Annotated in this window: 23 protein-coding genes; 6 read left to right on the top strand and 17 right to left on the bottom strand. The window is 71.8% G+C overall.

Annotation, left to right across the window (positions count from 1 at the left end; genetic code table 11):
- Positions 1–62 precede the first annotated feature (62 nt).
- On the top strand, positions 63–674 hold the full coding sequence (locus tag AB0316_RS20880; RefSeq protein ID WP_366275175.1) for a methyltransferase: 612 nt from the start codon (positions 63–65) through the stop codon (positions 672–674).
- Positions 675–826: 152 nt separating this feature from the next.
- Here the strand turns inward: AB0316_RS20880 and AB0316_RS20875 are convergent, their stop codons facing one another.
- Genes AB0316_RS20875 through miaB form a run of 5 tightly spaced genes read right to left on the bottom strand, consistent with a single transcriptional unit; the run spans position 827 to position 5,520 of the window.
- A complete protein-coding gene (locus AB0316_RS20875; protein WP_366275173.1) occupies positions 827–1,372 on the bottom strand; it encodes a GNAT family protein in 546 nt (181 codons plus the stop codon).
- An 11-nt stretch (positions 1,373–1,383) separates the two neighbouring features.
- Positions 1,384–2,235, bottom strand: coding sequence for a diaminopimelate epimerase (gene dapF / locus AB0316_RS20870; RefSeq protein ID WP_366275171.1), 852 nt, complete (start codon positions 2,233–2,235; stop codon positions 1,384–1,386).
- 1 nt (position 2,236) lies between these two features.
- The gene (gene miaA / locus AB0316_RS20865) at positions 2,237–3,199 is read right to left on the bottom strand and encodes a tRNA (adenosine(37)-N6)-dimethylallyltransferase MiaA (RefSeq protein WP_366275169.1); all 963 of its coding nucleotides are present in this window, start codon (positions 3,197–3,199) and stop codon (positions 2,237–2,239) included.
- A 50-nt stretch (positions 3,200–3,249) separates the two neighbouring features.
- Entirely contained in the window at positions 3,250–3,909 is a 660-nt protein-coding gene (def, locus tag AB0316_RS20860) for a peptide deformylase (protein WP_366275167.1), read from the bottom strand.
- Between the two features lie 42 nt (positions 3,910–3,951).
- Positions 3,952–5,520, bottom strand: coding sequence for a tRNA (N6-isopentenyl adenosine(37)-C2)-methylthiotransferase MiaB (gene miaB, locus AB0316_RS20855; RefSeq protein ID WP_366275166.1), 1,569 nt, complete (start codon positions 5,518–5,520; stop codon positions 3,952–3,954).
- 196 nt (positions 5,521–5,716) lie between these two features.
- On the opposite strand from miaB, the gene AB0316_RS20850 reads away from it, so the two are divergent.
- A complete protein-coding gene (locus AB0316_RS20850) occupies positions 5,717–6,322 on the top strand; it encodes a YceI family protein (protein ID WP_366275164.1) in 606 nt (201 codons plus the stop codon).
- Between the two features lie 82 nt (positions 6,323–6,404).
- Here the strand turns inward: AB0316_RS20850 and AB0316_RS20845 are convergent, their stop codons facing one another.
- The 3 genes from AB0316_RS20845 to AB0316_RS20835 all read right to left on the bottom strand — a co-directional run bounded on the left by AB0316_RS20845 (position 6,405) and on the right by AB0316_RS20835 (position 8,770).
- Positions 6,405–7,229, bottom strand: coding sequence for a regulatory protein RecX (locus tag AB0316_RS20845; RefSeq protein ID WP_366275162.1), 825 nt, complete (start codon positions 7,227–7,229; stop codon positions 6,405–6,407).
- Between the two features lie 2 nt (positions 7,230–7,231).
- A complete protein-coding gene (gene recA, locus AB0316_RS20840) occupies positions 7,232–8,281 on the bottom strand; it encodes a recombinase RecA (protein WP_366275161.1) in 1,050 nt (349 codons plus the stop codon).
- Between the two features lie 222 nt (positions 8,282–8,503).
- Entirely contained in the window at positions 8,504–8,770 is a 267-nt protein-coding gene (locus AB0316_RS20835; protein ID WP_366275159.1) for a DUF3046 domain-containing protein, read from the bottom strand.
- A gap of 154 nt (positions 8,771–8,924) precedes the next feature.
- Here AB0316_RS20835 and AB0316_RS20830 point away from each other — a divergent pair, with 154 nt between their 5' ends.
- Complete coding sequence (locus AB0316_RS20830) at positions 8,925–10,526, top strand: DUF3352 domain-containing protein (RefSeq protein WP_366275158.1); 1,602 nt, start codon at positions 8,925–8,927, stop codon at positions 10,524–10,526.
- A gap of 54 nt (positions 10,527–10,580) precedes the next feature.
- Here the strand turns inward: AB0316_RS20830 and AB0316_RS20825 are convergent, their stop codons facing one another.
- The 6 genes from AB0316_RS20825 to rimO are packed head-to-tail and all read right to left on the bottom strand — an operon-like array spanning position 10,581 to position 15,692.
- Positions 10,581–11,687, bottom strand: coding sequence for a dipeptide epimerase (locus AB0316_RS20825; protein ID WP_366275156.1), 1,107 nt, complete (start codon positions 11,685–11,687; stop codon positions 10,581–10,583).
- Positions 11,684–12,583 (bottom strand): serine hydrolase, encoded by a 900-nt coding sequence (locus tag AB0316_RS20820; protein WP_366275155.1) that lies wholly within the window; start codon positions 12,581–12,583, stop codon positions 11,684–11,686. The genes AB0316_RS20825 and AB0316_RS20820 overlap by 4 nt, the downstream gene beginning before the upstream one ends.
- A 17-nt stretch (positions 12,584–12,600) precedes the next feature.
- Positions 12,601–12,903 carry a helix-turn-helix transcriptional regulator gene (locus AB0316_RS20815; RefSeq protein ID WP_142183986.1) on the bottom strand — a complete coding sequence of 101 codons (303 nt, stop codon included), beginning with the start codon at positions 12,901–12,903 and terminating at the stop codon, positions 12,601–12,603.
- Positions 12,904–12,914: 11 nt separating this feature from the next.
- Positions 12,915–13,520 carry a nicotinamide-nucleotide amidohydrolase family protein gene (locus AB0316_RS20810; RefSeq protein WP_366275154.1) on the bottom strand — a complete coding sequence of 202 codons (606 nt, stop codon included), beginning with the start codon at positions 13,518–13,520 and terminating at the stop codon, positions 12,915–12,917.
- A 1-nt stretch (position 13,521) separates the two neighbouring features.
- Complete coding sequence (gene pgsA / locus AB0316_RS20805; protein WP_366275152.1) at positions 13,522–14,223, bottom strand: CDP-diacylglycerol--glycerol-3-phosphate 3-phosphatidyltransferase; 702 nt, start codon at positions 14,221–14,223, stop codon at positions 13,522–13,524.
- The gene (gene rimO, locus AB0316_RS20800) at positions 14,220–15,692 is read right to left on the bottom strand and encodes a 30S ribosomal protein S12 methylthiotransferase RimO (RefSeq protein ID WP_366275151.1); all 1,473 of its coding nucleotides are present in this window, start codon (positions 15,690–15,692) and stop codon (positions 14,220–14,222) included. Before rimO ends, pgsA begins: the two co-directional genes overlap by 4 nt.
- A 37-nt stretch (positions 15,693–15,729) precedes the next feature.
- Here rimO and AB0316_RS20795 point away from each other — a divergent pair, with 37 nt between their 5' ends.
- Positions 15,730–16,950, top strand: coding sequence for a dipeptidase (locus AB0316_RS20795; RefSeq protein ID WP_366275150.1), 1,221 nt, complete (start codon positions 15,730–15,732; stop codon positions 16,948–16,950).
- The gene (locus tag AB0316_RS20790) at positions 16,947–17,732 is read left to right on the top strand and encodes an LLM class flavin-dependent oxidoreductase (protein WP_366275149.1); all 786 of its coding nucleotides are present in this window, start codon (positions 16,947–16,949) and stop codon (positions 17,730–17,732) included. The genes AB0316_RS20795 and AB0316_RS20790 overlap by 4 nt, the downstream gene beginning before the upstream one ends.
- A 24-nt stretch (positions 17,733–17,756) precedes the next feature.
- On the opposite strand, the gene AB0316_RS20785 is transcribed toward AB0316_RS20790, so the two are convergent.
- Together AB0316_RS20785 and argE are read right to left on the bottom strand one after the other, a co-directional pair.
- Positions 17,757–19,043 (bottom strand): MFS transporter, encoded by a 1,287-nt coding sequence (locus tag AB0316_RS20785; protein WP_366275147.1) that lies wholly within the window; start codon positions 19,041–19,043, stop codon positions 17,757–17,759.
- A gap of 25 nt (positions 19,044–19,068) precedes the next feature.
- The gene (argE, locus tag AB0316_RS20780; protein ID WP_366275145.1) at positions 19,069–20,331 is read right to left on the bottom strand and encodes an acetylornithine deacetylase; all 1,263 of its coding nucleotides are present in this window, start codon (positions 20,329–20,331) and stop codon (positions 19,069–19,071) included.
- Positions 20,332–20,518: 187 nt separating this feature from the next.
- On the opposite strand from argE, the gene AB0316_RS20775 reads away from it, so the two are divergent.
- Positions 20,519–21,565 carry an AsnC family transcriptional regulator gene (locus AB0316_RS20775; protein WP_366275143.1) on the top strand — a complete coding sequence of 349 codons (1,047 nt, stop codon included), beginning with the start codon at positions 20,519–20,521 and terminating at the stop codon, positions 21,563–21,565.
- A gap of 8 nt (positions 21,566–21,573) precedes the next feature.
- Here the strand turns inward: AB0316_RS20775 and AB0316_RS20770 are convergent, their stop codons facing one another.
- Positions 21,574–22,095, bottom strand: coding sequence for a helix-turn-helix domain-containing protein (locus AB0316_RS20770; RefSeq protein ID WP_366275141.1), 522 nt, complete (start codon positions 22,093–22,095; stop codon positions 21,574–21,576).
- Between the last annotated feature and the right edge of the window lie 18 nt (positions 22,096–22,113).

Below are 22,113 nucleotides of genomic sequence, written 5' to 3'. Positions count from 1 at the left end.
ATACCCGCGGACGCCGGTGGCCACGCCGGAAGGGCGACCGCCGGCCGGTACCGTGACCCCTGATGAGCGAGCCGACCGACCACTACTTCACCGCCGAGCCGGCCACGCCCGAGCAGCGCCGGCAGATCGAGGTGTCCCTGGACGGACGCCGGCTTCGGCTGCAGACGGCCCGCGGCGTCTACTCGCCGGACCGCCTGGACCCCGGGACCGCCGTGCTGCTCGCCGGTGCGCCGGACCCGAGCCCGACCGGTGAGCTGCTCGACATCGGCTGCGGCTGGGGACCCATCTCGATCACGCTCGCGCTGCGCTCCCCCGGCGCGCACGTCTGGGGCGTCGACGTCAACCGCCGCGCCCTCGACCTCGCGCGGGACAACGCCGCCACTGCCGGGGTCGGCAACGTCACCTTCTGCGAGCCGGACGAGGTGCCGGGCGACCTACGATTCTCGACGATCTGGTCCAACCCGCCGATCCACGTCGGCAAGCCGGCGCTGCACGCCCTCCTCGAGCGCTGGCTGCCGCGGCTGGCCGACGACGGCGTTGCCCACCTCGTCGTGCAGAAGCACCTCGGCTCGGACTCGCTGCAGAAGTGGCTCAACGAGCAGGACTGGGGACTGGTCTGCACTCGGCTGTCCTCGGCGAAGGCGTTTCGCATCCTTGAGGTCCGCCGCGCCTGACGCGAGTCGCGCTCCACCGCCTTCCGCGGGTCGAGGTATGCCGTCGCACCCGGCCGCGACAAATCACCTCCACCGCTCCCGCGCACCTCCGGGTCGAGGTATGCCGTCGCGCCCCGCCGCGAGTAATCACCTCCACCGCGCCCTGGCGCTCCTCAGAGGCGCAGGTCGTCCCTAACCAGGGAGTAGATGACCAGGTCGACCCGTCCGCTGTGAACGAAGCCGGCGTTGCGCGCCACACCCTCGCTGACGAAGCCGGCGGACTCGGCGGCGCGCTGCGACGGGAGATTGCCGGTGGCCGCCCGCACCACGACCCGCTCGAGGCCGTGCTCGAGCAGAGCCCACTCGGCGAGCAGCCGGGTGGCGCGCCCGGCAAGGCCCCGCCCGCGGCCCCAGGGTGCCACCCAGTAGCCGATCTCGGTCGTCCCTGACAGCCAGTTCGTCGCCTTGAGGTCGATGCACCCGTGGACACGCTCGTCGACCTCGACGGCGAAGACGATCCCCCGCCCGGACTCCTGTGCCGCCGGCGCGATCTCCCCGACGAAGCCCTCGGCGTGCCGCCTCTCGTAGGGCCGCGGGAGCGGAAGCCACTCGAGCGTCTGTGCGTCCTGGCACGCCGCGGTGATGTCGTCGACGTCGGCATGGGACAAGGGGCGCAGCACGAAGCCGTCCCCCCGGATCGTCGCCGAGGGGAAGCTCATCGACGGTTGTGTCACAACGGGAAGTCGCCGTCGGCGACGAGGGCGGCCGGACCGGCGAGCTCGACCCGCTGGCCGGGCAGCGGGGTCACGGTGAGCCGGCCGCCGGGGACGTCGACGGTCCAGGGCTCGAGGTCCTCGACGCCCGACCAGAAGCGCGTTGCGAGGGCAGCCGCGGCGGCTCCGGTGCCGCACGATCGCGTCTCGCCGACACCCCGCTCGTGCACCCGCATCGCGATGTGGCCGGGGCCGACGGCGCGGACGAACTCGACGTTGACCCCGTCCAGCTGCTCGGGCTGCACCTCAGGGGCCGCAGTCAGGTCGAGGTGCTCGAGCTCGATGCCCTCGGGCAGCATGACGACCGCGTGGGGGTTGCCCAGGTCGAGCGACAGAGCGGGGACCGGCTTGCCGTGGCGCGGCCGCACCATGACGTCGAAGCCGTCGGCGCGAGCGGCGGCCTCGTCGGCCAGGCGCCACGGACCGAGGTCGACGGCATACCCCTCCTCCACGACGCGGACGGTCTTGATCCCCGCGCGGGTGGCGATCGTGAACTGCCTGCCGAATGCGAGCCCCTCTCGGCGCAGGTAGTCGGCGAAGACGCGCGTGCCGTTGCCGCACATCTCGGCGAGCGAGCCATCGGCGTTGCGGTAGTCCATGAACCACTCGGCCTCGCGCGACTGGGCGCGCACCGACTCGTCGGTGGACAGCGCGGTGCGCACGACGCGAATCACGCCGTCGGCGCCGAGGCCGGCGTGCCGGTCGGCGATCCGCTGGACCTGGGCAGGCGTGAGCTCGAGGGTGCCCTCGAGGTCCGGGACCAGCACGAAGTCGTTCTCGGTGCCGTGGCCCTTCGTGAAGCGCGTCATGTCAGACATTCTCCGGTATGCCGGCTCGCGGGCTCTCGTCCGCCTCGCGCACTGCCGCGAGGGCTCGGTCGAGCAGGTCGGGGGCCTGAGCATCGAGCCAGACGATGCGCGGGTCGGGGCGGAACCATGCCTCCTGGCGGCGGGCGTAGCGGCGGGTCGCCTGGGCGGTGTCCTCTCGGGCCTCCCGCTCCCCCATCGCTCCGTCGATGACCGCCATCGCCTGGCTGTAGCCGATGGCCCGGCTCGCGGTCACGCCCCGGCGCAGGCCGGCGGTGAGCAGCTGTTCCGTCTCGGCCCGGAGCCCGTCGTCCCACATGCGATCCACCCTCCGGGCGATCCGCTCGTCGAGCACCGGGCGCTCGACACGGAGACCGAGAATAACTGCCGGACAGGCCAGCTCGCGTTTGGGCATGCTCGCGCTGAACGGGCGACCCGTGAGCTCGATGACCTCCAGGGCCCGGACCACCCTCCGCACGTTGCCCGGGAGGATGGCCGCCCCGGCAGCCGGGTCGAGCGTGCGCAGCCGCGCGTGCAGGGCATCCGCGCCGATCTCGCCGGCCTCCGCCTCGAGCCGCACGCGGACCTGCGGGTCGGTCGGCGGGATCTCGAGGCGGTCCAGGGCGGCGCGAACATAGAGGCCCGACCCACCGACGAGCAGCGGGCGGCGCCCTCGGGCGGCGATGTCGCCGAAGTGGGCGCGCGCGTCGGCCTGGTAGCCGGCGACGCTGGCCTCCTGGGTGACGTCGAGGACGTCGAGCTGGTGGTGCGGGACCCCGCGCCTCTGCTCCACGGGCAGCTTGGCCGTGCCGATGTCCATGCCGCGGTAGAGCTGCATGGCGTCGGCGTTGACGACCTCTCCCCCGAGACGCTCGGCCAGGTCGAGCGCGAGGTCGGACTTGCCGGTCGCGGTGGGCCCGACGACCGCGACGACGGGCAGGGCCGGCGGGGCGGACTCAGGCGTCACGGCATACGCCCGAGGGGGCGATCCTGGCGGGGCGTCACCGTTCCGGGCACTCAGCCGATGAGCTCGTCGGAGTGCCGGTGGTCGGCGCCTTCGGCGTGCTCGTGCGCGGGCGCAGCGTCGTCCTCGTCCTCGTGCTCGTCGTGGCCGAACGGGTCTCGGTCCACCCCGGGGTGCCACGAGTTGCCGGGCTTGCCCCAGCCGTTGCGCTTGACGGCCTTACGGGCCTTCTTGGCCTGTCGGTCGTCGAGCCGGTCGACGTAGAGGGTGCCGTTGAGGTGGTCGTACTCGTGCTGCATGCACCGGGCGAACCAGCCGGTCGCGTCGAACTCGACCTGGTTGCCGTCGAGGTCGACCCCGACGACGTGGGCGCGGTCGGCGCGCTTCAGCGGGAAGGCCTCTCCCGGGACCGAGAGACAGCCCTCGGTGTCCTCGTCGGGGTTCGGTCGCTCCTGCGGGATCCGCGGGGTCGTGACGGTCGGGTTGATGACGTGGCCCTGCTCCGGGACGCCGTCGTCGTTGGCCATCTTCCAGACGAAGACGCGCAGCCCGACGCCGACCTGCGGAGCCGCCAGGCCCACGCCGTTGGCGGCGACGTTGGTCTCGTACATGTCCTCGACGAGCGTGCGCAGCTCGTCGTCGAACTGCGTGACGAGGGCCGCCGCGCGGTGCAGGACGGGCTCACCGGTGATGACGATGGGACGCACGCTCATGCGCCAAGTCAAGCATGAGCGAGGGCACCCTCCCGAATCGGCTCAGGCGATCGAGCACCCCTGCGCCGCGGGCGCGACGGCGGGCCTGCCGATGGAGGGCATCCCGAGGCTGACGGCCGGCTTGCCGGTGCCCTGCGGGGCGTCCTGCAGGGCCTCCCAGGCGTCTCCCCCGCGAGTGCGCCGGACGGCATACGTGCCGCCCTGAACCCCCGAGTCGGCGACGAGGTGGTGCGGCGCACCGTAGGTGACCTCGACGGTGACCATGTCGCCCGGGCGGGGCACCTCGGCGCCGTCGGGGACGGCGAAGTGCACCAGGCGGTTGTCGCGGGCCCGGCCGGAGAGCCGCTTGGTCTCCTGGTCCTTGCGGCCCTCGGAGGGGGCGACGAGCACCTCGACCTCACGGCCCTCGAGGGCACGGTTGCCGGCCCAGCTGAGCTCCTCCTGGAGGGCGATGAGCCGCTCGAACCGCTCCTGCACGACCTCCTTGGGCACCTGGCGGTCCATGGTGGCGGCTGGGGTGCCGGGGCGGATGGAGTACTGGAAGGTGAAGGCGCTGGAGAAGCGCGACTCGCGCACGACGTCGAGCGTGCCCTGGAAGTCCTCCTCCGTCTCGCCCGGGAAGCCGACGATGATGTCCGTGGTGATCGCGGCGTCGGGGATGTGGCGGCGGACGTTCTCGATGATCCCGAGGAACTTCGTGCTGCGGTAGGAGCGGCGCATGTCCTTGAGCACCTTGTCCGAACCGGACTGCAGCGGCATGTGCAGGCTCGGCATGACGTTGGGCGTCTCCGCCATGGCGAGGATGACGTCGTCGGTGAACGCGGCCGGGTGCGGGCTGGTGAAGCGAACCCGCTCGAGCCCCTCGATCTCGCCACAGGCCCGGAGGAGCTTGCCGAAGGCGAGCCGGTCACCGAACTCGACGCCGTAGGTGTTGACATTCTGGCCGAGCAGCGTCACCTCGACGACGCCCTGCGCCACGAGGGCCTCGATCTCGGCGAGGATCTCCCCCGGCCGGCGGTCCTGCTCCTTGCCGCGCAGGCTGGGGACGATGCAGAAGGTGCACGTGTTGTTGCAGCCGACCGAGATCGAGACCCACGCGCTGTAGGCGGAGTCGCGGCGGGTCGGCAGCGTCGAGGGGAAGACCTCGAGGCTCTCGAGGATCTCGACCTCGGCCTTCTTGTTGTGGGCCGCCCGGTCGAGCAGCGCCGGCAGGGAGCCGATGTTGTGCGTGCCGAAGACGACATCGACCCACGGGGCGCGCTGGACGATGGTGCCGCGGTCCTTCTGGGCCATGCAGCCGCCGACGGCGATCTGCATGTCGGGATTCTTCTGCTTGGCCGGGCGCAGCTGGCCCAGGTTGCCGTAGAGCTTGTTGTCGGCGTTCTCGCGAACCGCACAGGTGTTGAAGACGACGACATCGGCCACCTCGGGCCGCTCCGCCTCCGGCAGGCTGGCAACGTCGACGTAGCCCGCGGTCTCGAGCAGGCCGGAGAGCCGCTCGCTGTCGTGGACGTTCATCTGGCACCCGTGGGTGCGCACGTCATACGTCCTGCTCCGCACGGGTGCGGGGGCGGGGTCGACGGCTGCGGAGGTCGTGTTCTGCGAAGTCATGGCACCGACAAGGGTACGACCCGCCGTGTGCACCTCCTGACGACACGGCTCCGTACGCCTCGGGCCGCCGTCTGACGCACCGTCTTGGGTCAGCGGGAATAGCAAGGCGCACCGCCCCGTTGCAGTGCTTGACAGTTCAACAACTCAGCATCATCATAGTTGTTGAAAGTTCAATGACTACTGACAAGGACACATCATGGGCCTGTTCAACCGCACCAAGGACGAGACCGTCACCGAGACCCCCTCGGTCGCCGTCGAGAACATCTCCGGCGACTACACGATCGACCCGAGCCACACGCGCATCGGCTTCTCGGCCCGTCACGCGATGGTGACCAAGGTCCGCGGCAACTTCGAGGAGTTCGAGGGCTCGGCACACGTCGACACCGTCAACCCCGCCGCCTCGTCCGTGACCGTGACCATCCAGGCCGCCAGCGTCACCACGGGCAACGAGCAGCGCGACGGCCACCTCAAGACGCCGGACTTCTTCGACATCGCCAACTACCCGCAGATCACCTTCGTCTCGACCGACGTCGAGCGCGACGGCTCCGAGTGGGCCATCACCGGCGACCTGACGATCAACGGCGTCACCAAGTCCGTCACCATCCCCTTCGAGGAGACCGGCTCGGCCAAGGACCCGTTCGGCAACACCCGCGTGGGCTTCGAGGGCGAGGTCACCATCGACCGCACCGAGTGGAACCTGTCCTTCAACGCGGCCCTCGAGACCGGCGGCGTGCTGGTCAGCGAGAAGGTCAAGCTCGAGTTCGACGTCTCGGCCATCGCCAACGTGCCTGCCGCCGTCTGAGTCACGGCGACACCAGCTCCACCCGAAGGGGTGAGGACCGAGAGGTCCTCACCCCTTCGTCGTCCCCCGCCGGGGCTCGGCGTCAGTCGCGCCGATGCTCGGGGAGGCCGTCGAGGGCGTCCCGGATGACGGGCCAGGCCACCTCGCCGGAGTAGCCCTTGCGCGCGAGCATCCCGGCGAGCCGTCGAGCCTGCACCGCCGGATCCAGGCCTCGCATGGTGCGCAGCTTCTTCTCCACGAGCAGCTCGGCCCGGGCCCGCTCGTCGCCGGCACCGACCTGGCCGAGTGCCTCGTCGGCGATCTCCTGGTCGATGCCCTGCTTGCGCAGCTCGTGGGCGAGTGCCTTGCGTGCCAATCCATTGCCGGACTGCTTGGACCGCACCAGCATCTGGGCGTACGCCTCGTCGTCGACGAGACCGACCTCGGTGAAGCGGTCGAGCACCTTGGCGGCCACATCGTCGTCACACCCGCGCTGCCGCAGCTTCTTCTCGAGCTGTGACCGGCTCCGAGGCGCCATGCTGAGCTGGCGCAGCACGATGGCCCTGGCGACCGACTCGGCCTCCCCGTCGGACAATTCGTCAGGCTCGGGCGCGGCGCCATCTTCGCGCACAGCGTCAGCCCCGGGCGTGGGGAGGTCGGACTCCTCGGGCGGCGGCGCCCAGTCCGGCCGCTCCCCCGGGTCCTGCGACCCCCAACCGGTGCCGGGGGCCTTCGCCGGTGACGGGCGTGAACGCGCGCGACCAGCAGCCCGGCGCCCGGCAGCCGGGCGCTGCGCTGCGCCCAACGCCGTGCCAGTCGCGGGTGGCAGACCGCTGGCCCGCGCCCGGGCCACGACCTCGGCGTCAGCGAGGGCGGCCGCAGCGCGGGCCAGACGGTCCTGCGAGGTCTCCTGGTCGGAGGAGCCCATGATCAGAAGTCGACGGGCACGTCCGCGACCTGGGCGGGCTGGTCGACACGGGGACCGACCCCCAGCTTCTCCTTGACCTTCTTCTCGATCTCGTCGGCGAGGTCGGGGTTGTCCTTGAGGAAGTTGCGGGCGTTCTCCTTGCCCTGACCGAGCTGGTCGCCCTCGTAGGTGTACCAAGCGCCGGCCTTGCGGACGAAGCCGTGCTCGACACCCATGTCGATCAGGCCGCCCTCGCGGGAGATGCCCTGGCCGTAGAGGATGTCGAACTCGGCCTGCTTGAACGGCGGGGACACCTTGTTCTTGACGACCTTGACGCGGGTGCGGTTGCCGACCGGCTCGGTGCCGTCCTTGAGGGTCTCGATGCGGCGCACGTCGAGGCGCACCGAGGCGTAGAACTTCAGCGCCTTGCCACCGGTGGTGGTCTCGGGCGAGCCGAACATCACGCCGATCTTCTCGCGGAGCTGGTTGATGAAGATCGCCGTCGTGCCGGTGTTGTTGAGGGCACCGGTCAACTTGCGCAGCGCCTGGCTCATCAGGCGGGCCTGCAGACCGACGTGGCTGTCGCCCATCTCGCCCTCGATCTCGGCGCGGGGCACCAGGGCCGCGACCGAGTCGATGACGATGATGTCGATGGCGCCCGAGCGGATGAGCATGTCGGCGATCTCGAGGGCCTGCTCACCGGTGTCGGGTTGGGACACGAGCAGGGCGTCGGTGTCGACGCCGAGCTTCTTGGCGTAGTCGGGGTCGAGCGCGTGCTCGGCGTCGATGAAGGCGGCGATGCCGCCGGCCCGCTGCGCGTTGGCCACCGCGTGGAGCGCGACCGTCGTCTTGCCCGAGGACTCCGGGCCGTAGACCTCGATGACGCGGCCGCGCGGCAGTCCGCCGATGCCGAGCGCGACGTCGAGCGAGATCGAGCCGGTCGGGATGACCTCGATGGGCGGCCGGACGTCGTCGCCGAGGCGCATCACCGCACCCTTGCCGTAGCTCTTCTCGATCTGGCCCATCACCGAGGCGAGGGCCTTGTCCTTGTCCTTCTCCTGCACCGATGCCATGTCGGTCACCTAACTGCCGTCTGCGCTGCGGTCGTCTACCTTCGACCCGGGCGACGGCTTCGAATGAGATCGAATGAGATTCGCTGTCGGGTCAGACGTTAGGTGCCGGCGCCGACATCGGGTGGACCACGAGACGGCCTGTGGACGATGCGGGTGGTGGCGCAGGACCTGTGGACAACACACTACCGAACACGTGTTCGAAATGCGCACCCGACACGCCGGTCAGCGGCTCGACCGGCCGCCCTGCCCCGCCTGCCCGCCCTGCGCACCGCGCGCCACCCGGGTGTCGCGGCCGAGGCGTCGCTCCGGCGGCACGTCCATGTCGACGCAGATCGCCTCCCACACCTCCCGCGGCGGCTCGCCGTCGGCGAGCGCCTGCACCACCGTGCGGTTGCCCAGCGCACCCAGCACGTGGTCGCGGGCGAGCGACCCGGCATACGCCGCGCCGAACTCGTCGTCCATCAAAGTCCAGAAGTGGCTGATCCGCACCCCAGCAGTCTGCCACCGGCCACGGCGGAACCGGGACGCTCGCTCCCGGCGTCGCAAGATCACGCAACCGGCCACGGGGTTCCCACGCGGCCGGTATGGTCCATTCGTCCCGCGCCGACGCGCGCGGCCCATCGACTCTTCAGGGGAGCACAGCATGACCGAGCCCAATTCCGGGGGCAGCCAGCCCTACACCTATCCGGTGCCCGCCGGCACGGCGCAGACGGTGCCCGGGGAGGTGTCCCTCTCGGACGACCCCCAGTCGCCGACTCCGGGTGGCCGCAGGCGTCCCGCCCTGCTCGTGGGCGCGCTCGTCGCGGCGCTCGCCCTCGGCGGCGCCGGGGCGCTCGCCTTCCAGAAGCTGAGCGGCGGAGGGTCCCAGCCGGCAGAGGTCCTGCCCGGCGACGCCTACGCGTACTTCCGCCTCGACATCGACCCGTCCGCCGGGCAGAAGATCGCCGCCGTGCGCTTCCTCGGCAAGCTGCCGCAGGTCAAGGACACCCTCGACACCGACAACCCCCGCAAGAAGCTGTGGGACCTCGCCGCCAAGGACGCGAAGAACAGCTGCGTCTCCAAGTTCGACTTCGACAAGGACATCGCACCCTGGCTCGGGGACCGCGTGGGGGTCGCCGTGCGCCCCGGCGGCACGAAGAAGGACCCGAACTTCGCGATCGCCTTGCAGGTCAAGGACGACGGCGCGGCGAAGGACACGCTGACGCGCCTGTTCGCCTGCAGCAAGGACGGAGCCGACGTGCGCATGCGGGGCGGCTACGCCATCGTGACGGCCCCGGGGGCGGGAGACGCCACCCTCGCGGCCGTCGACAAGGGCTCGCTGGCCACCAACACCACCTTCACGCAGGACATGGCGGCCCTCGGCGAGCAGGGCGTCATGTCGGGCTGGTTCGACATGGGCAAGGGTGCGAGCGAGATCCAGAAGCTCGGCGGCACCGCCGCGCTGGGCACCCTCGGTGACATGGGCAGCATGGGCTCGATGACGACTGCGGCCGGCGCCAAGGGGCGCGTCGCCGTGGCCGTGCGCTTCCAGGCCGACTACGTCGAGCTGGCCGGCGCCGTCCGCGGGGCCGACGGGTCGATGACGGCCAAGGGCGACGGCGCGGAGCTCGCCTCCCTGCCGGCGAACACCCTGGCGGCCATCAACATCTCCGGCGCGGACCAGATGCTCAAGAACGGCTGGCCGACTCTCGAGAAGCAGCTGCAGGGCCTCGGGTCCGCCGGCACCGGCTCGAGCGACATCACCGGCGAGATCGAGCAGCAGCTCGGGATGAAGCTGCCCGACGACCTCGAGATCCTCCTCGGTCGCTCGTTCACCCTGGCCATGCCGGGCCAGACCTTCGGGTCCGACATGCCCACCATCGGGGCCAAGGTCCTCACGAGCGACGCCAAGCGCGCCGACGAGCTCGTCGGTCGGCTCCTCGAGACCGCCGGCGCGCCCAGTGGCACCCTGACCCACAAGGCCGACGGCGACAAGCTGTTCGTGGCGACGACGCCCGGCTACGCGGACGACCTGCAGGCGGGCGGCAAGCTCGGCGACACCGACGCCTTCAAGCTCGCGGTCGGCGACGTCAGCCGCTCCAACGCCACCCTGTTCGTCGACCTCGACAAGGTCGACGACCTCGTCAAGGGGCAGGTGCACGGCCAGGCCAAGTCGTTCCTCGAGTCCCTGCGCGCCTTCGGCGCCAACGCCTCCTCGACGGGCAGCGGCGAGGGCACGTTCACGCTCCGTCTCGTCGGCGACTGAGCCACGCAACACCACGAAGGGCCCCGCTCCGGCGGGGCCCTTCGTGCGCGCGGGTCAGCCCGCCGTGACGAAGCCGGAGATGCCGAAGCCGCCCGTCGTCGGAAGGCGGATCTGGTTCTGGCAGTAGGAGACTCCGCCGACGACCGGAGAGGCCACCGACCACCAGCCGGCATCGAGGTCGCTCACCTCGGTCGTCGGCTCCGCAGCGACGAGCGCCGCGGCGGCCCCGACGCCGATGTGGCTCTCCATCATCGAGCCGACGATGGTCCGCAGGCCCTCCTCGTGCGCCCGGCGCAGCATGTCGCGTCCCACGGTCAGCGAGCCGCACTTGGCGAGCTTGACGTTGACCAGGTCGGCGGCCCCCAGCCGGATGATGCGCTCGAGGTCGTAGGGCCCGTAGCACGACTCGTCGGCCATGACCGGCAGCCCGACGCGCTCGCGCACCCAGGCGAGTCCCTCGACGTCCTCGGCGACGACGGGCTGCTCGACGAACTCGACGCCGAGGTCGGCGACCTCGAGGGCCCGGATCACCGCGACGGCCTCCTCGCGCGTCCACCCCTGGTTGGCGTCGAGGCGGATGGCGACGTCGGGACCGACGGCCTCGCGCACCGCGGCGACACGCTGCACGTCGGTGCCGGCGTCGGTGCCGACCTTCATCTTCAGGGTGGTGAAACCGTCGGCGACGCGGCTCCGGGCCGTGTCGGCCAGCGCATCCGCGGCGCCCGCCGAGAGCGTGACGTCGGTCGTCAGCAGATCACGTATGCCGTCCGCCCGGGTCGTCAGGACCGCCGCGACGGAGGTGCCCTCCGCCTGCGCGAACAGGTCGTGCAGGGCCGCGTCCACCGCCGCCTTGGCGCCGAAGTTGCGGGCCACGGCGCGCTGCACGACAGCACCGGCCGCCGCCAGGTCGTCGCGGTCGTCGAGGCGCCGGCCCACGACCGCCGGGGCGAGCATGAGCTCGATGCAGGCGGTGGCGCTGGCCAGGGACTCGCCGGTGACCTGCCAGACCTGCGGGGCCTCCCCCCAGCCGGTGCGGCCATCGCTGTCGGTGATGGTGACCACGACGGTGTCGGTGGTCTCGGTGCGGCGCAGCGACGTCACGAAGGGCGTGTGCAGTCGGACGGACGAGCTGGTCGTGGTGACGCGGTCGATCGTGGTCATGCCTGCCCCTCCCCCGCCGGGTGCTCGGCCGCCCACACCTCGCGGGCCACCTCCGCCACGAGCGCTGCGGCTGAGGTCTCGTCGAGGTCGACGGTCGTGCAGACGGCGAGGACGAACGGGTCCTCGCCCACCGGGCGCACGAGGGCGACGTCGTGCGAGACGCCGGGGATCCAGCCGGACTTGCTCGCCGTGGGCGTCCCGGTGGGCAGGCCGGCCGGGACCTGGTCGACGTGCACCTGGCGGCTCAGCAGCTCCTCGACCGGACCGAGCACGGCCTCACCGCCGAGAGCCTGCTCGCGTCGGCCGACGGCGGCCATCACGAGCCCGAGGTCGGCGGCGGTGACGGTGTTCGTGATGCCTGCCTGCCGGGCCACCGCGTCCTCGATGCCTCTTGCCACGACGGTCGCCGGGGAGCAGCCCACGATGCGCAGCACCTCGGCCACCTCGCCGAGGCCGACCACGTCGATGAGCAGGTTGGTGGCGATGTTGCTCGACTGGGTGATGGCCGCTTCGGCCAGCTCGAGGACCGTGCGCGTGGCGCCCACCGCACCCCAGGTCTGCGGGTCCTGGTCCTCGGACTCGTCGAGCGAGAAGGGGGACCCGTCGAGGACCGAGGCGAAGGTGGCGGTGACCTGCACCGGCGCGGCCAGGTCGATCTCTCCGCGGGCGACGCGCCGGAACGCTGCGATGACCAGCGGCAGCTTCATCGTGGAGGCCGCGTAGTGCGGGGCGAGGGACGAGCGCTCGTAGCGGGAGCGGCCGTCGAGGTCACCGAGCCAGACGGAGACCACCGGGTCCGGGTGGTCCCCGTCGCGCAGGTGCCCGGTCAGGCGGGCGATCGCGTCGTCGAGGCGTGGGTCGAGCTCGGTCTGCAGCGCTGGGAGTGGGGTCGGCACCCCAGAAGGCTAGAAGATCAGGCGGCGGAGGCGGACACCACGTCGCTGCTGGGGACCGGCAGCGCGACGGTCGGGGCGAGCCCCTCGCTCTCGGCCATCCGGTTGGAGACGTCGACGAGCACCTCGGACAGCGGCAGCCGCAGCGCCCCGCAGATGGAGGCGAGCAGCTCGGAGGAGGCCTCCTTCTCGCCACGCTCGACCTCGCTGAGGTAGCCGAGGGAGACCGATGCCGTGGCGGACACCTCGCGGAGGGTGCGGCCCTGGGCGCGCCGGCGCTCGCGCAGCACGTCGCCGAGCTCGCGTCGCAACAGTGTCGTCATGCCGTCCTCCTTCAGGTCGCTGGTGTCGTGCGGTCGGAAGCAGAGCCACCGCCGGGGTGACCCGACAGGCCTACCGTACCCCGAGCCGCCGACGGCGTGGCAGGGGTTCGGGTCGTGGCGCCGATCTCGTCCACCGCGAGGCGGATGACGGCCTCGACGGTCGCCGAGCGGATCTGCGCCCTGGTCCCGTTCAACTCCAGGGGGCGCGTCACTGTTCCCCGCGGACCGGCCACCGCGACGTGCACGGTGCCCGCGGGCTTGCCCTCGCTGGGTCCGGGGCCCGCCACCCCGGTGGTGGCCAGGCCCCACGTGGACCCGAGCCTGCGGCATACGCCCTCGGCCATGGCCACCGCCACCGCGGGATCGACGGTACCGACCCGGGCGACCAGCTCGGCGGGGACGTCGAGGAGCAGGGTCTTGACGCGCGCGGCGTAGGCGACCACGCCGCCGAGCAGCACCACCGAGGCACCGGGGGTGTCGGCGATGGTCGCCGACACGAGGCCGGCCGTGAGCGACTCGGCGCACGCCACGGTCTCGCCCGAGCCGGTGAGCAGCGCCACGAGGCGGGCACCGGGCGTGGGGTCCTCGCCGGCGTGGGCGTCAGTCGGCGCGGCCATGTCAGTCCAGGTTGGCCGGACGCCCGGGCGGGGTCGTCTCCCCCGCGGCACCGGTCACGGGGTCGGTGTCCTTGGCGGCACGACGAGCGCGCGTGCGCTCACTCGTCTCGCGCAGCCGGGCGGCCTTGAACACGTAGTCGATCCCCGTGACGACCGTCAGGACGAGCGCCGCGCCGAGCACGACGTAGGACACGAACAGCCACACCTCGCCGAGGGGCAGCACCCACAGCGGGAAGGTCAGTGCGCCCAGCGACAGCGTCTGCAGCATCGTCTTGAGCTTGCCGCCGCGCCCTGCCGGCATGACGCCGTGGCGGATCACGACGAACCGCATCACGGTGATCCCGATCTCGCGCACGAGGATGACCACGGTCACCCACCACCAGACCACGCCCAGCACCGAGAGCCCGATGAAGGCGGTGCCCGTCAGGGCCTTGTCGGCGATGGGGTCGGCGACCTTGCCGAAGTTGGTGATCTCGCCGCGGCGGCGCGCCAGCTTGCCGTCCACGCCGTCGGTCACGGCAGCGAGCGCGAAGACGACCCACGCCCAGAACCGCCACCACGGCTCCGAACCGCCGTCCTGGAACAGCAGCACGGCATACACGGGGACGAGCAGGAACCGCAGCACCGTCAGGGCGTTCGGCAGGTTCCAGTCGGTGGGACGGGGCGCCGGCCCCTCCCCCCGGTGGAAGGTCTGTGGCGTCATCGCGGCTCCGCGAGCAGGTCGATCCCCTCGGTGCCGACGACGACGGCCTCGACGAGCTCGCCCACTGCGGGAACCGGCGCCCCGTCAGGCACCTGCACGATGGTGACCCCGTCGACGTCGGGGCCCTGGAAGTCGGCGCGACCGATGACCGACCCGTCCTCGTCGTCGATCTCCTCGACGAGGACCACGACGTGCTCGCCGATGCGCTCCTCGGCCCGCTGCGCGTTGAGCTCCTCGACGAGGCGGGTGAAGCGGTCGAGGCGCTCGGCGACGACCTCAGGAGCGAGGTGTCCGGCATACCCCTCGGCCTCGGTGCCGTCCTCGTCGGAGTAGCCGAACACGCCGACGACGTCGAGGCGTGCCTCGGTGAGGAAGGCCTCGAGCTCGTCGAGGTCGGCCTCGGTCTCGCCGGGGAAGCCGACGATGACGTTGCAGCGGATGCCGGCCTGCGGGGCGTCGGCGCGCACCCGGGCGAGCAGGTCGAGGAAGGCCTCGCGCGAGCCGAAGCGGCGCATCGAGCGCAGCAGCGGCTCCGAGGCGTGCTGGAAGGAGATGTCGTAGTAGGGCACGACGCCGGGGGTGTCGGCCATGGCGCGGAGCAGGCCCGGGCGGATCTCGGCGGGCTGCAGGTAGGAGACGCGGACCCGCTCGATGCCCTCGATGGCCGTCAGCTCGCGCAACAGCTTCTCGAGCAGGGCGAGGTCGCCGAGGTCCTTGCCGTAGCTGGTGGAGTTCTCGGAGACGAGGAAGAGCTCCTTGACGCCCTGCTCGGCGAGCCAGCGGCCCTCGGCGACGATGTCGGCCGGGCGGCGCGACACGAACGCGCCGCGGAACATCGGGATGGCGCAGAAGGCGCAGCGCCGGTCGCAGCCCGAAGCGATCTTCAGGGGCGCCCAGGGCCGGCCGTCGAGGCGGGCGCGGATGACGCGCGGGCCCGAGGCGGGGACAGGCACCGCGGCGTCGGCGAGGTCGGGGCGCGCGTCGCCGTGTCCGGGCAGGGACACCCCGGCCGAGCCCTGCTGGCGCTCGACCGGCGTGAGCGGCAGCAGCGTGCGCCGGTCGCCGGGCGTGTGGCTCTCGACGTGCCCGCCCGCGAGGATCGTCTGCAGGTGGGCGCTCATGTCGCGGTAGGAGTCGAAGCCGAGCACCGCGTCGGCCTCGGGCAGCTGGTCGGCCAGCTCCTTGCCGTAGCGCTCGGCGAGGCAGCCGACGGCCACGACCTTCTGCGTGCGCCCCTCGCCCTTGAGGTCGGAGGCCTCGAGGAGCGCGTCGATGGAGTCCTTCTTGGCCTGCTCGACGAAGCCGCAGGTGTTGACCACCGCGACGTCGGCCTCGGACGCGTCGTCGACAAGACGCCACCCCTCGGCGAGCAGGCGGCCCGCCAGCTCCTCGGAGTCGACCTCGTTGCGCGTGCACCCGAGGGTGACGAGTGCGACGCTCTTGTCGGCGCTCGGGTGGGGAGGGGTCATGCGTCCACTCTAGATGGCGGGGTGTTCAATGGCCGACATGCCGGCAACCGCCCCCATCGGCCACGACGACGCGCTCACGAGGGCACGGGAGCTGCTGCGCAGCCACCCGCTCGTGGACGGCCACAACGACCTCCCTTGGGCCGCACGTGAGCTCGCTGGTTACGACTTCGACGCGCTCGGCATCGCCGACCGGCTCACGACCACCCAGACGGACCTGCCGCGGCTGGCCGACGGTGGCGTCGGCGGCCAGTTCTGGTCGGTGTTCGTGCCGAGCACCCTGCAGGGCGACTCCGCAGTGACCGCGACGCTCGAGCAGGTCGACGCCGTCCACCGCATGGTGGGGGCGTATGCCGACCGGCTGGCCCTCGCACGCACCGCCGACGAGGTGGAGGCGGCTTCGGCATCGGGCCGGGTCGCGTCGCTCCTCGGCGCCGAGGGTGGCCACTCCATCGGGTGCTCGCTCGGGGCGCTGCGGATGCTCCACGCCCTCGGGGTGCGGTACATGACCCTGACCCACAACGACAACACCCCGTGGGCCGACTCGGCGACGGACGTCCCTGTCGTCGGGGGTCTCACCGAGTTCGGGCGCGAGGTCGTCCGCGAGATGAACCGCCTCGGCATGATGGTCGACCTCAGCCACGTCGCCGCCAGGACGATGCGGGCCGCCCTCGAGACGACCGACGCGCCCGTGATCTTCAGCCACTCCTCCGCAATGGCGCTGTGCGACACCCCGCGCAACGTCCCCGACGACGTGCTGGGCGCCCTGCCCGGCAACGGCGGCGTCTGCATGGTGACGTTCGTGCCCGAGTTCGTGTCCCCCGCCACCGCGGCGTGGCGCGTGGAGGCCGCCGCCGCGGCCGCCGAGGTCGGCGTCGAGGCCCGCGACTGGGAGGCGTTCGGGCGGTTCACCGCCACCTGGCAGCGCGAGCACCCCAAGCCGGACGCCACCGTCGAGCAGGTCGTCGCGCACCTCGAGCACGTGCGCGAGGTCGCCGGCATCGACCACATCGGAATCGGCGGTGACTACGACGGCACCGACACCTTCCCCGTCGGGCTCGAGGACGTGAGCGGCTATCCCCGCCTCGTGGCTGCCCTGCTCGAGAGGTCGTGGTCGGAGGCCGACGTCGCCCAGCTCGTACGCGGCAATACCCTTCGCGTCATGCGCGACGTGGAGGCGGTGGCCCGTGACCTGCAGCAGACGCGCAGTCCCAGCCTCCAGACGTACGCCCAGCTCGACGGCGAGCGCTCCGCGCCGTGACGACCCGCCGCGGGCTCTTCGTCGCGCCCTTCGACGCCCTGGCCGACCCGCGCGTGGTCGGCGACCTGGCGGCCGACGCCGAGGCGGCGGGCTGGGACGGCTTCTTCGTCTGGGACCACCTGCAGTACGGCGAGCGCGTCACCGAGATCGCCGACGTCTGGACCTGCTGCGCCGCGGTCGCGATGCGGACCGAGCGGTTGCTCTTCGGGCCGATGGTGACGCCGCTCGCCCGGCGCCGACCCCAGGTCCTGGCCCGACAGGCCTCCAGCCTGGCGGTCCTCTCCGGAGGCCGCTTCGTGCTCGGCCTCGGCCTCGGGGACGACTGGGTGGGCGAGTTCAGCGCCTACGGCGACGAGGGGGACCCCAGGGCCCGCGGCCGCATGCTCGACGACGGGCTGGAGGTCCTCACCGGCCTGCTCTCCGGCGAGCAGGTCCACCACGTCGGCGAGCACTACACCGCACGTGACGTCCGCTTCCGGCCGGCACCGGACGTGCCGATCTGGCTGGCGGGACGGTTCGGCAACCGCGCCCCGGTGCGCCGCGCCGTGAGGTACGACGGGTTCTTCGTCATCGACCTCGCGACTCCGGACGACCTGGACGTGCTCACCGACGAGCTGGCCGCGCAGGGCACGGCACCCGGCTTCGACGTGGTGCTGGACCTGAAGCCGGAGCAGGACCCCACCCCGTGGCTAAACCGCGGCGCGTCGTGGGTGCTGACCCGCGTCGGCCCCTACGACCTCGACCTCGGGCAGGTCCGGCGCATCGTCGCCGCCGGACCCTGAGCCCGCCGATCCAGGCCCGTGGCGTCAGCCGGCGCCGTAGCGGCGTCGCGCGAAGGCCAACCCGACCAGCGAGATGACGGCGACGGCCATGTAGTAGAAGCTCGGCGCGCTGAGCGAGCCGGTGAGGCCGATCAGCCACGTGAGCACAAGCGGGGCGATGCCGCCCAGGACCGTCACCCCGATGTTGTACGTGACGGAGACGCCGGTGGCTCGAACGTCGCTCGGAAACAGCACCGAGAGCAGCGCGGGCAGCGGGCCGAAGTAGAAGGCCATGATGACGCCGAGGACACCGATCGCGACGACGAGCACCGGGACGGTCGGTGAGGCGATGACGACAGCGAAGAGCGGCCAGGCGAGCACCAGCGCACCGAGCGCCGCCCACACCATCACCTTCGCGGGGCCGACCCGGTCGGCGAGGCGGCCGACGAGCGGCACGCCGACCATGGTGACGACCCCGGCGACGACACCGCCGAGGTACGCGGCGCTCGCGGGCACGCCGAGGTTCTTCACGGCATACGTCGGCATGAAGAGGATGAGGTAGACGGAGATCGTCGCGACGCCGACGCAGGCGGAGCCGGTCAGCACCCGACCGAGGTGGTGGGTGAAGGCCGCGCGGATGGGCGCCTCGTGCGGCGTCCGGTCGGTGAACTCCTGGGTCTCCGAGAGACGGGCGCGGATGTAGAGGCCCACCGGGCCGATGAGCAGGCCCAGCACGAACGGGATGCGCCAGCCCCAGGAGTAGAGGTCCTGCTTGGAGAGCTGGTTGAAGAGGACGTAGCCGAAGGCGGAGGCGAGGAACATCGAGATGCCCTGGCTCGCCACCTGCCACGAGGCGTAGTACGCCTTGCGGTGCGGGGCGGTCTCGATGAGGAACGTCGTGGCGGAGCCGAACTCGCCGCCTGCGGAGAAACCTTGGATGAGGCGCGAGACGAGGATGATGACACCGGCCCAGGCGCCGACCATGGCGTGCGTGGGTGCGGCGGCCATCAGCAGCGTGCCCACCATCATGAGCAGCAGGGTCAGGGTGAGCGCCTTCTTGCGGCCGTGCCGGTCGCCGTAGCCCCCGATGAGCATGCCGCCGAGCGGCCGCACCAGGTAGGAGATGGCGAACGTCGCGAAGGTCAGGATGAGACCGAGGGTCTTGTCGGTCTCGGGGAAGAAGTTCTCCGCGATGACGAGCGCGAACGAGGCGTAGACGATGATGTCGAACCACTCGAGGGCGGCCCCGATCGAGCTGCTGAGCACGGCCTTGCGGGCCTGGGCGAGGCGCTCGGGCGTCACGTCCGAGGGGGTGTGGGTCAGGACGGTCATGGTGCTCCTTGGCCGGGACGGCCGGTCAGGCTTGCGAGTCGGCGGGCAGGTCGGCGGGCAGGTCGGCGGGCGGGTCGCTACGGAGGTGGGTGAGGAGGCTGTCGAGGAGGGCGTCGCAGCGGTCGAGCTGGTCGAGCTCGACGAACTCGTCAGGGGCGTGCGCCTGGGCGATGTCGCCGGGTCCGCACACGGCAGTCGGGATGCCCGCGCGCTGGAAGAGGCCAGCCTCGGTGCCGTAGGCGACCTTCTCCGACGACGGGAGCCCCCCGAGCGCGGTGACGAGCTCGATCACGTCCGCGTCGTCCTCGGTCTCGAGGCCCGGAGCCTGTGCGCCGATGGACACCTCGACCCGTGCCGCCGGGTTCTCGTCGCGCATCAGCGCCTCGACGCGGGCGGCCTCGGCCCGGAACCTGGCGACGGTCGCCTCGACGTCGACGGCTGCGACGGCACGGAACTCGAAGGTGAGCGTGCACTCGGCCGGGACGGTGTTGACGGCGATACCGCCCTCGATCTGGTTGACGGTGGCGGTGGTGAACGGTACGTCGTAGTGCTCGTCGAACGGACCTTGGGTGCGGAACTCGTCGGCCACCTCGCGCACAAAGCGCACCAGGAGCGCGGCATACTCGATCGCGTTGACGCCGAAGGGAGTCCGCGAGGAGTGCGCGGCGACGCCGTGCAGCGTCATGCGGATCATCGTCAGGGCCTTGTGCCCGCGGATGACACGCATGCTCGTCGGCTCGCCGACGATGCAGGCGCGGGGCTCGAGCCCACGTCGGACGATCTCGTCGACGAGGGAGATGGCGCCCACGCAGCCGACCTCCTCGTCATAGGAGAAGGCGAGGTGCACGGGCTCGCGCAGGGGCGTGTCGGCCAACTGCTGCATCTTCGCGGCGACCGAGCCCACGAAGCCCTTCATGTCACAGGTGCCGCGGCCGTACAGGCGGCCGTCGCGCACCTCGGGGACGAACGGCTCGCTCGCCCAGTCCTGCCCGTCCACGGGCACGACGTCCGTGTGGCCAGACAGCACGATCCCACCGGTCGTGGTGCCGTCGGCCGCGGGGAAGGTCGCCAGCAGGTTGGCCTTGGTGCCGTCCTCGTTGGGGATGATCACGGGCTCGACGCCGTGGGCGCGGACCTCAGCGGCCAGCAGGTCGATGACCTCGAGGTTGCTGTTGCGGCTCGTCGTGTCGATGCGCAGGAGCCGAAGGATCCACTCGAGGCCGGGCGTCCCGGCATGGGCCTCCCCCGCAGAGGCGGCGGTCTCGGCAGCGGTGGTCTCGGGCGGCATACGACAGCTCCAGGGGGTAAGGGATCGGCGCGGCGACGGTCGGCGCACGCCACCGGTGTCGCGAGGGCAGCCGCGGCATTTGCGGCGTTCCATTCCTGAGGACACCATGTCAGCCATGCCGACGAGAGGCGCTCCGGCGCAGGATCACGCGACGACTGCTGAGACTGCGCAGGATTCCGCCATAGCCGTGGACGAGGTGGACCTGGCGATCGTCAACTGCCTGCAACTGGAGCCGCGCGCCTCGTGGACGCTCGTGGCGTCGGCCCTGGGCGTCGACCCGGTCACGGTCGCGCGTCGTTGGCAGCGCCTGTCGTCGGCCGGCATCGCCTGGGTCTCGGGCCGGGCGGCCGGGCAGGGACTGCCCGAGTCGTGCCTCGCGGTGATCGAGCTGAGCTGCACTGCCGCCGAGACCCTTGCCATCGCGGCGCGGGTCACCGAGCTCCCCCACGTCCTGAGCGTCGAGCACACCAGCGGTCCCCGGTCGCTGACGGTCCTCGTCGAGGTGAAGGACCTCGCCTTCCTGTCCCGCTTCCTGCTCGAGTCCCTCGGCTCCATCCCCGGAGTCGTCGCCACGAGTAGCCACGCGGTGACGAAGGTCTACTCGATGGGAGACCACTGGCAGCTGCACGTCCTCGACTCCCGGCAGCGCGCGATCATGATGCGGGCCCGGTCGCCCCGCGTCGACGGCCTGACCTCGGAGCACGCGGACCTCGCCCGCCCCTTCGACGCCGTCGACCGGAAGGTGACGCTGCTGCTCGGCGAGGACGGGCGTATGCCGGTGGCGACGATCGCAGCCCGCGCCGGGCTCAGCGAGAGCACCGTGCGTCGACGTCTCGCGGGGCTGGTCGACAACGGGCGGGTGGTCCTGCGCTGTGACATGGCGCTGCCCGACTCGGGATGGCCGGTGATCAGCTGGCTCTGGGCCTACGCCGATGCCGGCGACGTGGACGCGGTGGCCATGGCGCTCCGGCGCCTCCCCGGCATCCGGGTGTGCTGGCGCATCTCCGGCGGCAGGCCCAACCTCATGCTGGCCCTCACGACGCACTCACTGCACGAGCTGGCCCTCGTGGAGGCGCGGCTGGCCGCGGAGGTGCCCCGCATGGCCATCCTCGACCGGTCCATGGTGCTGCGGTCCATCAAACGGATGGGTCGGGCGCTGGGCGCGGACGGCCGGAGCATCCGGGCGGTCCCCCTCGACATCTGGGCCGACCCCTCCACGCCGGCGCCGGGGTGACCCCGGGCTCACTCCCCCGGCATCAGGACCGTCGTCAGCAGGCGACGGGTGCGCCCCTCCGGTGGCAGCGACATCCGCCGCGACACCACCTCGCGCAGGTCGGTGACGAGGTCCAGCAGCTCCTCGTCGGTGAGGTAGAGGGCAGCTTTCCGGTAGCCGGCGCCATCGCGGCCGAGGTCCACGTCGGGCCCGGCCAGGTAGTGGTCGAAGTCGTCGAGGACGCCCGCGACGAAGGTGGTGAACGCCTGGCGGTGCTCGTCGGGCGAGAGCCGGCGGGCCTCCGCGGGACCGACGTGGGCGGCCTCGGTGCGCAGCCGGTAGGTGCGCTCGGTGGCGCCGCGCACCTTCCGCTCCTCGACGACCTCGAGCAGGCCGGCATCGGCCAGCGTGGACACCTGCCGGTAGAGGGTCGCGGTGGAGACGTCCGGCAGCAGCTCGCGCAGCTGGCTGGTCGTCAGGGCCCGGTCCCCGAGGAAGGCCTGCACGACCCGCAGGCGGACCGGGTGCAGGAGCAGTTCGGCCGAGGTCATCGTCGATCTCTCACGGGC

It is taken from the genome of Terrabacter sp. NPDC080008, from assembly GCF_040702505.1.
GTDB lineage: Bacteria > Actinomycetota > Actinomycetes > Actinomycetales > Dermatophilaceae > Terrabacter.
This window is presented reverse-complemented; position numbering and strand designations above follow the sequence as displayed.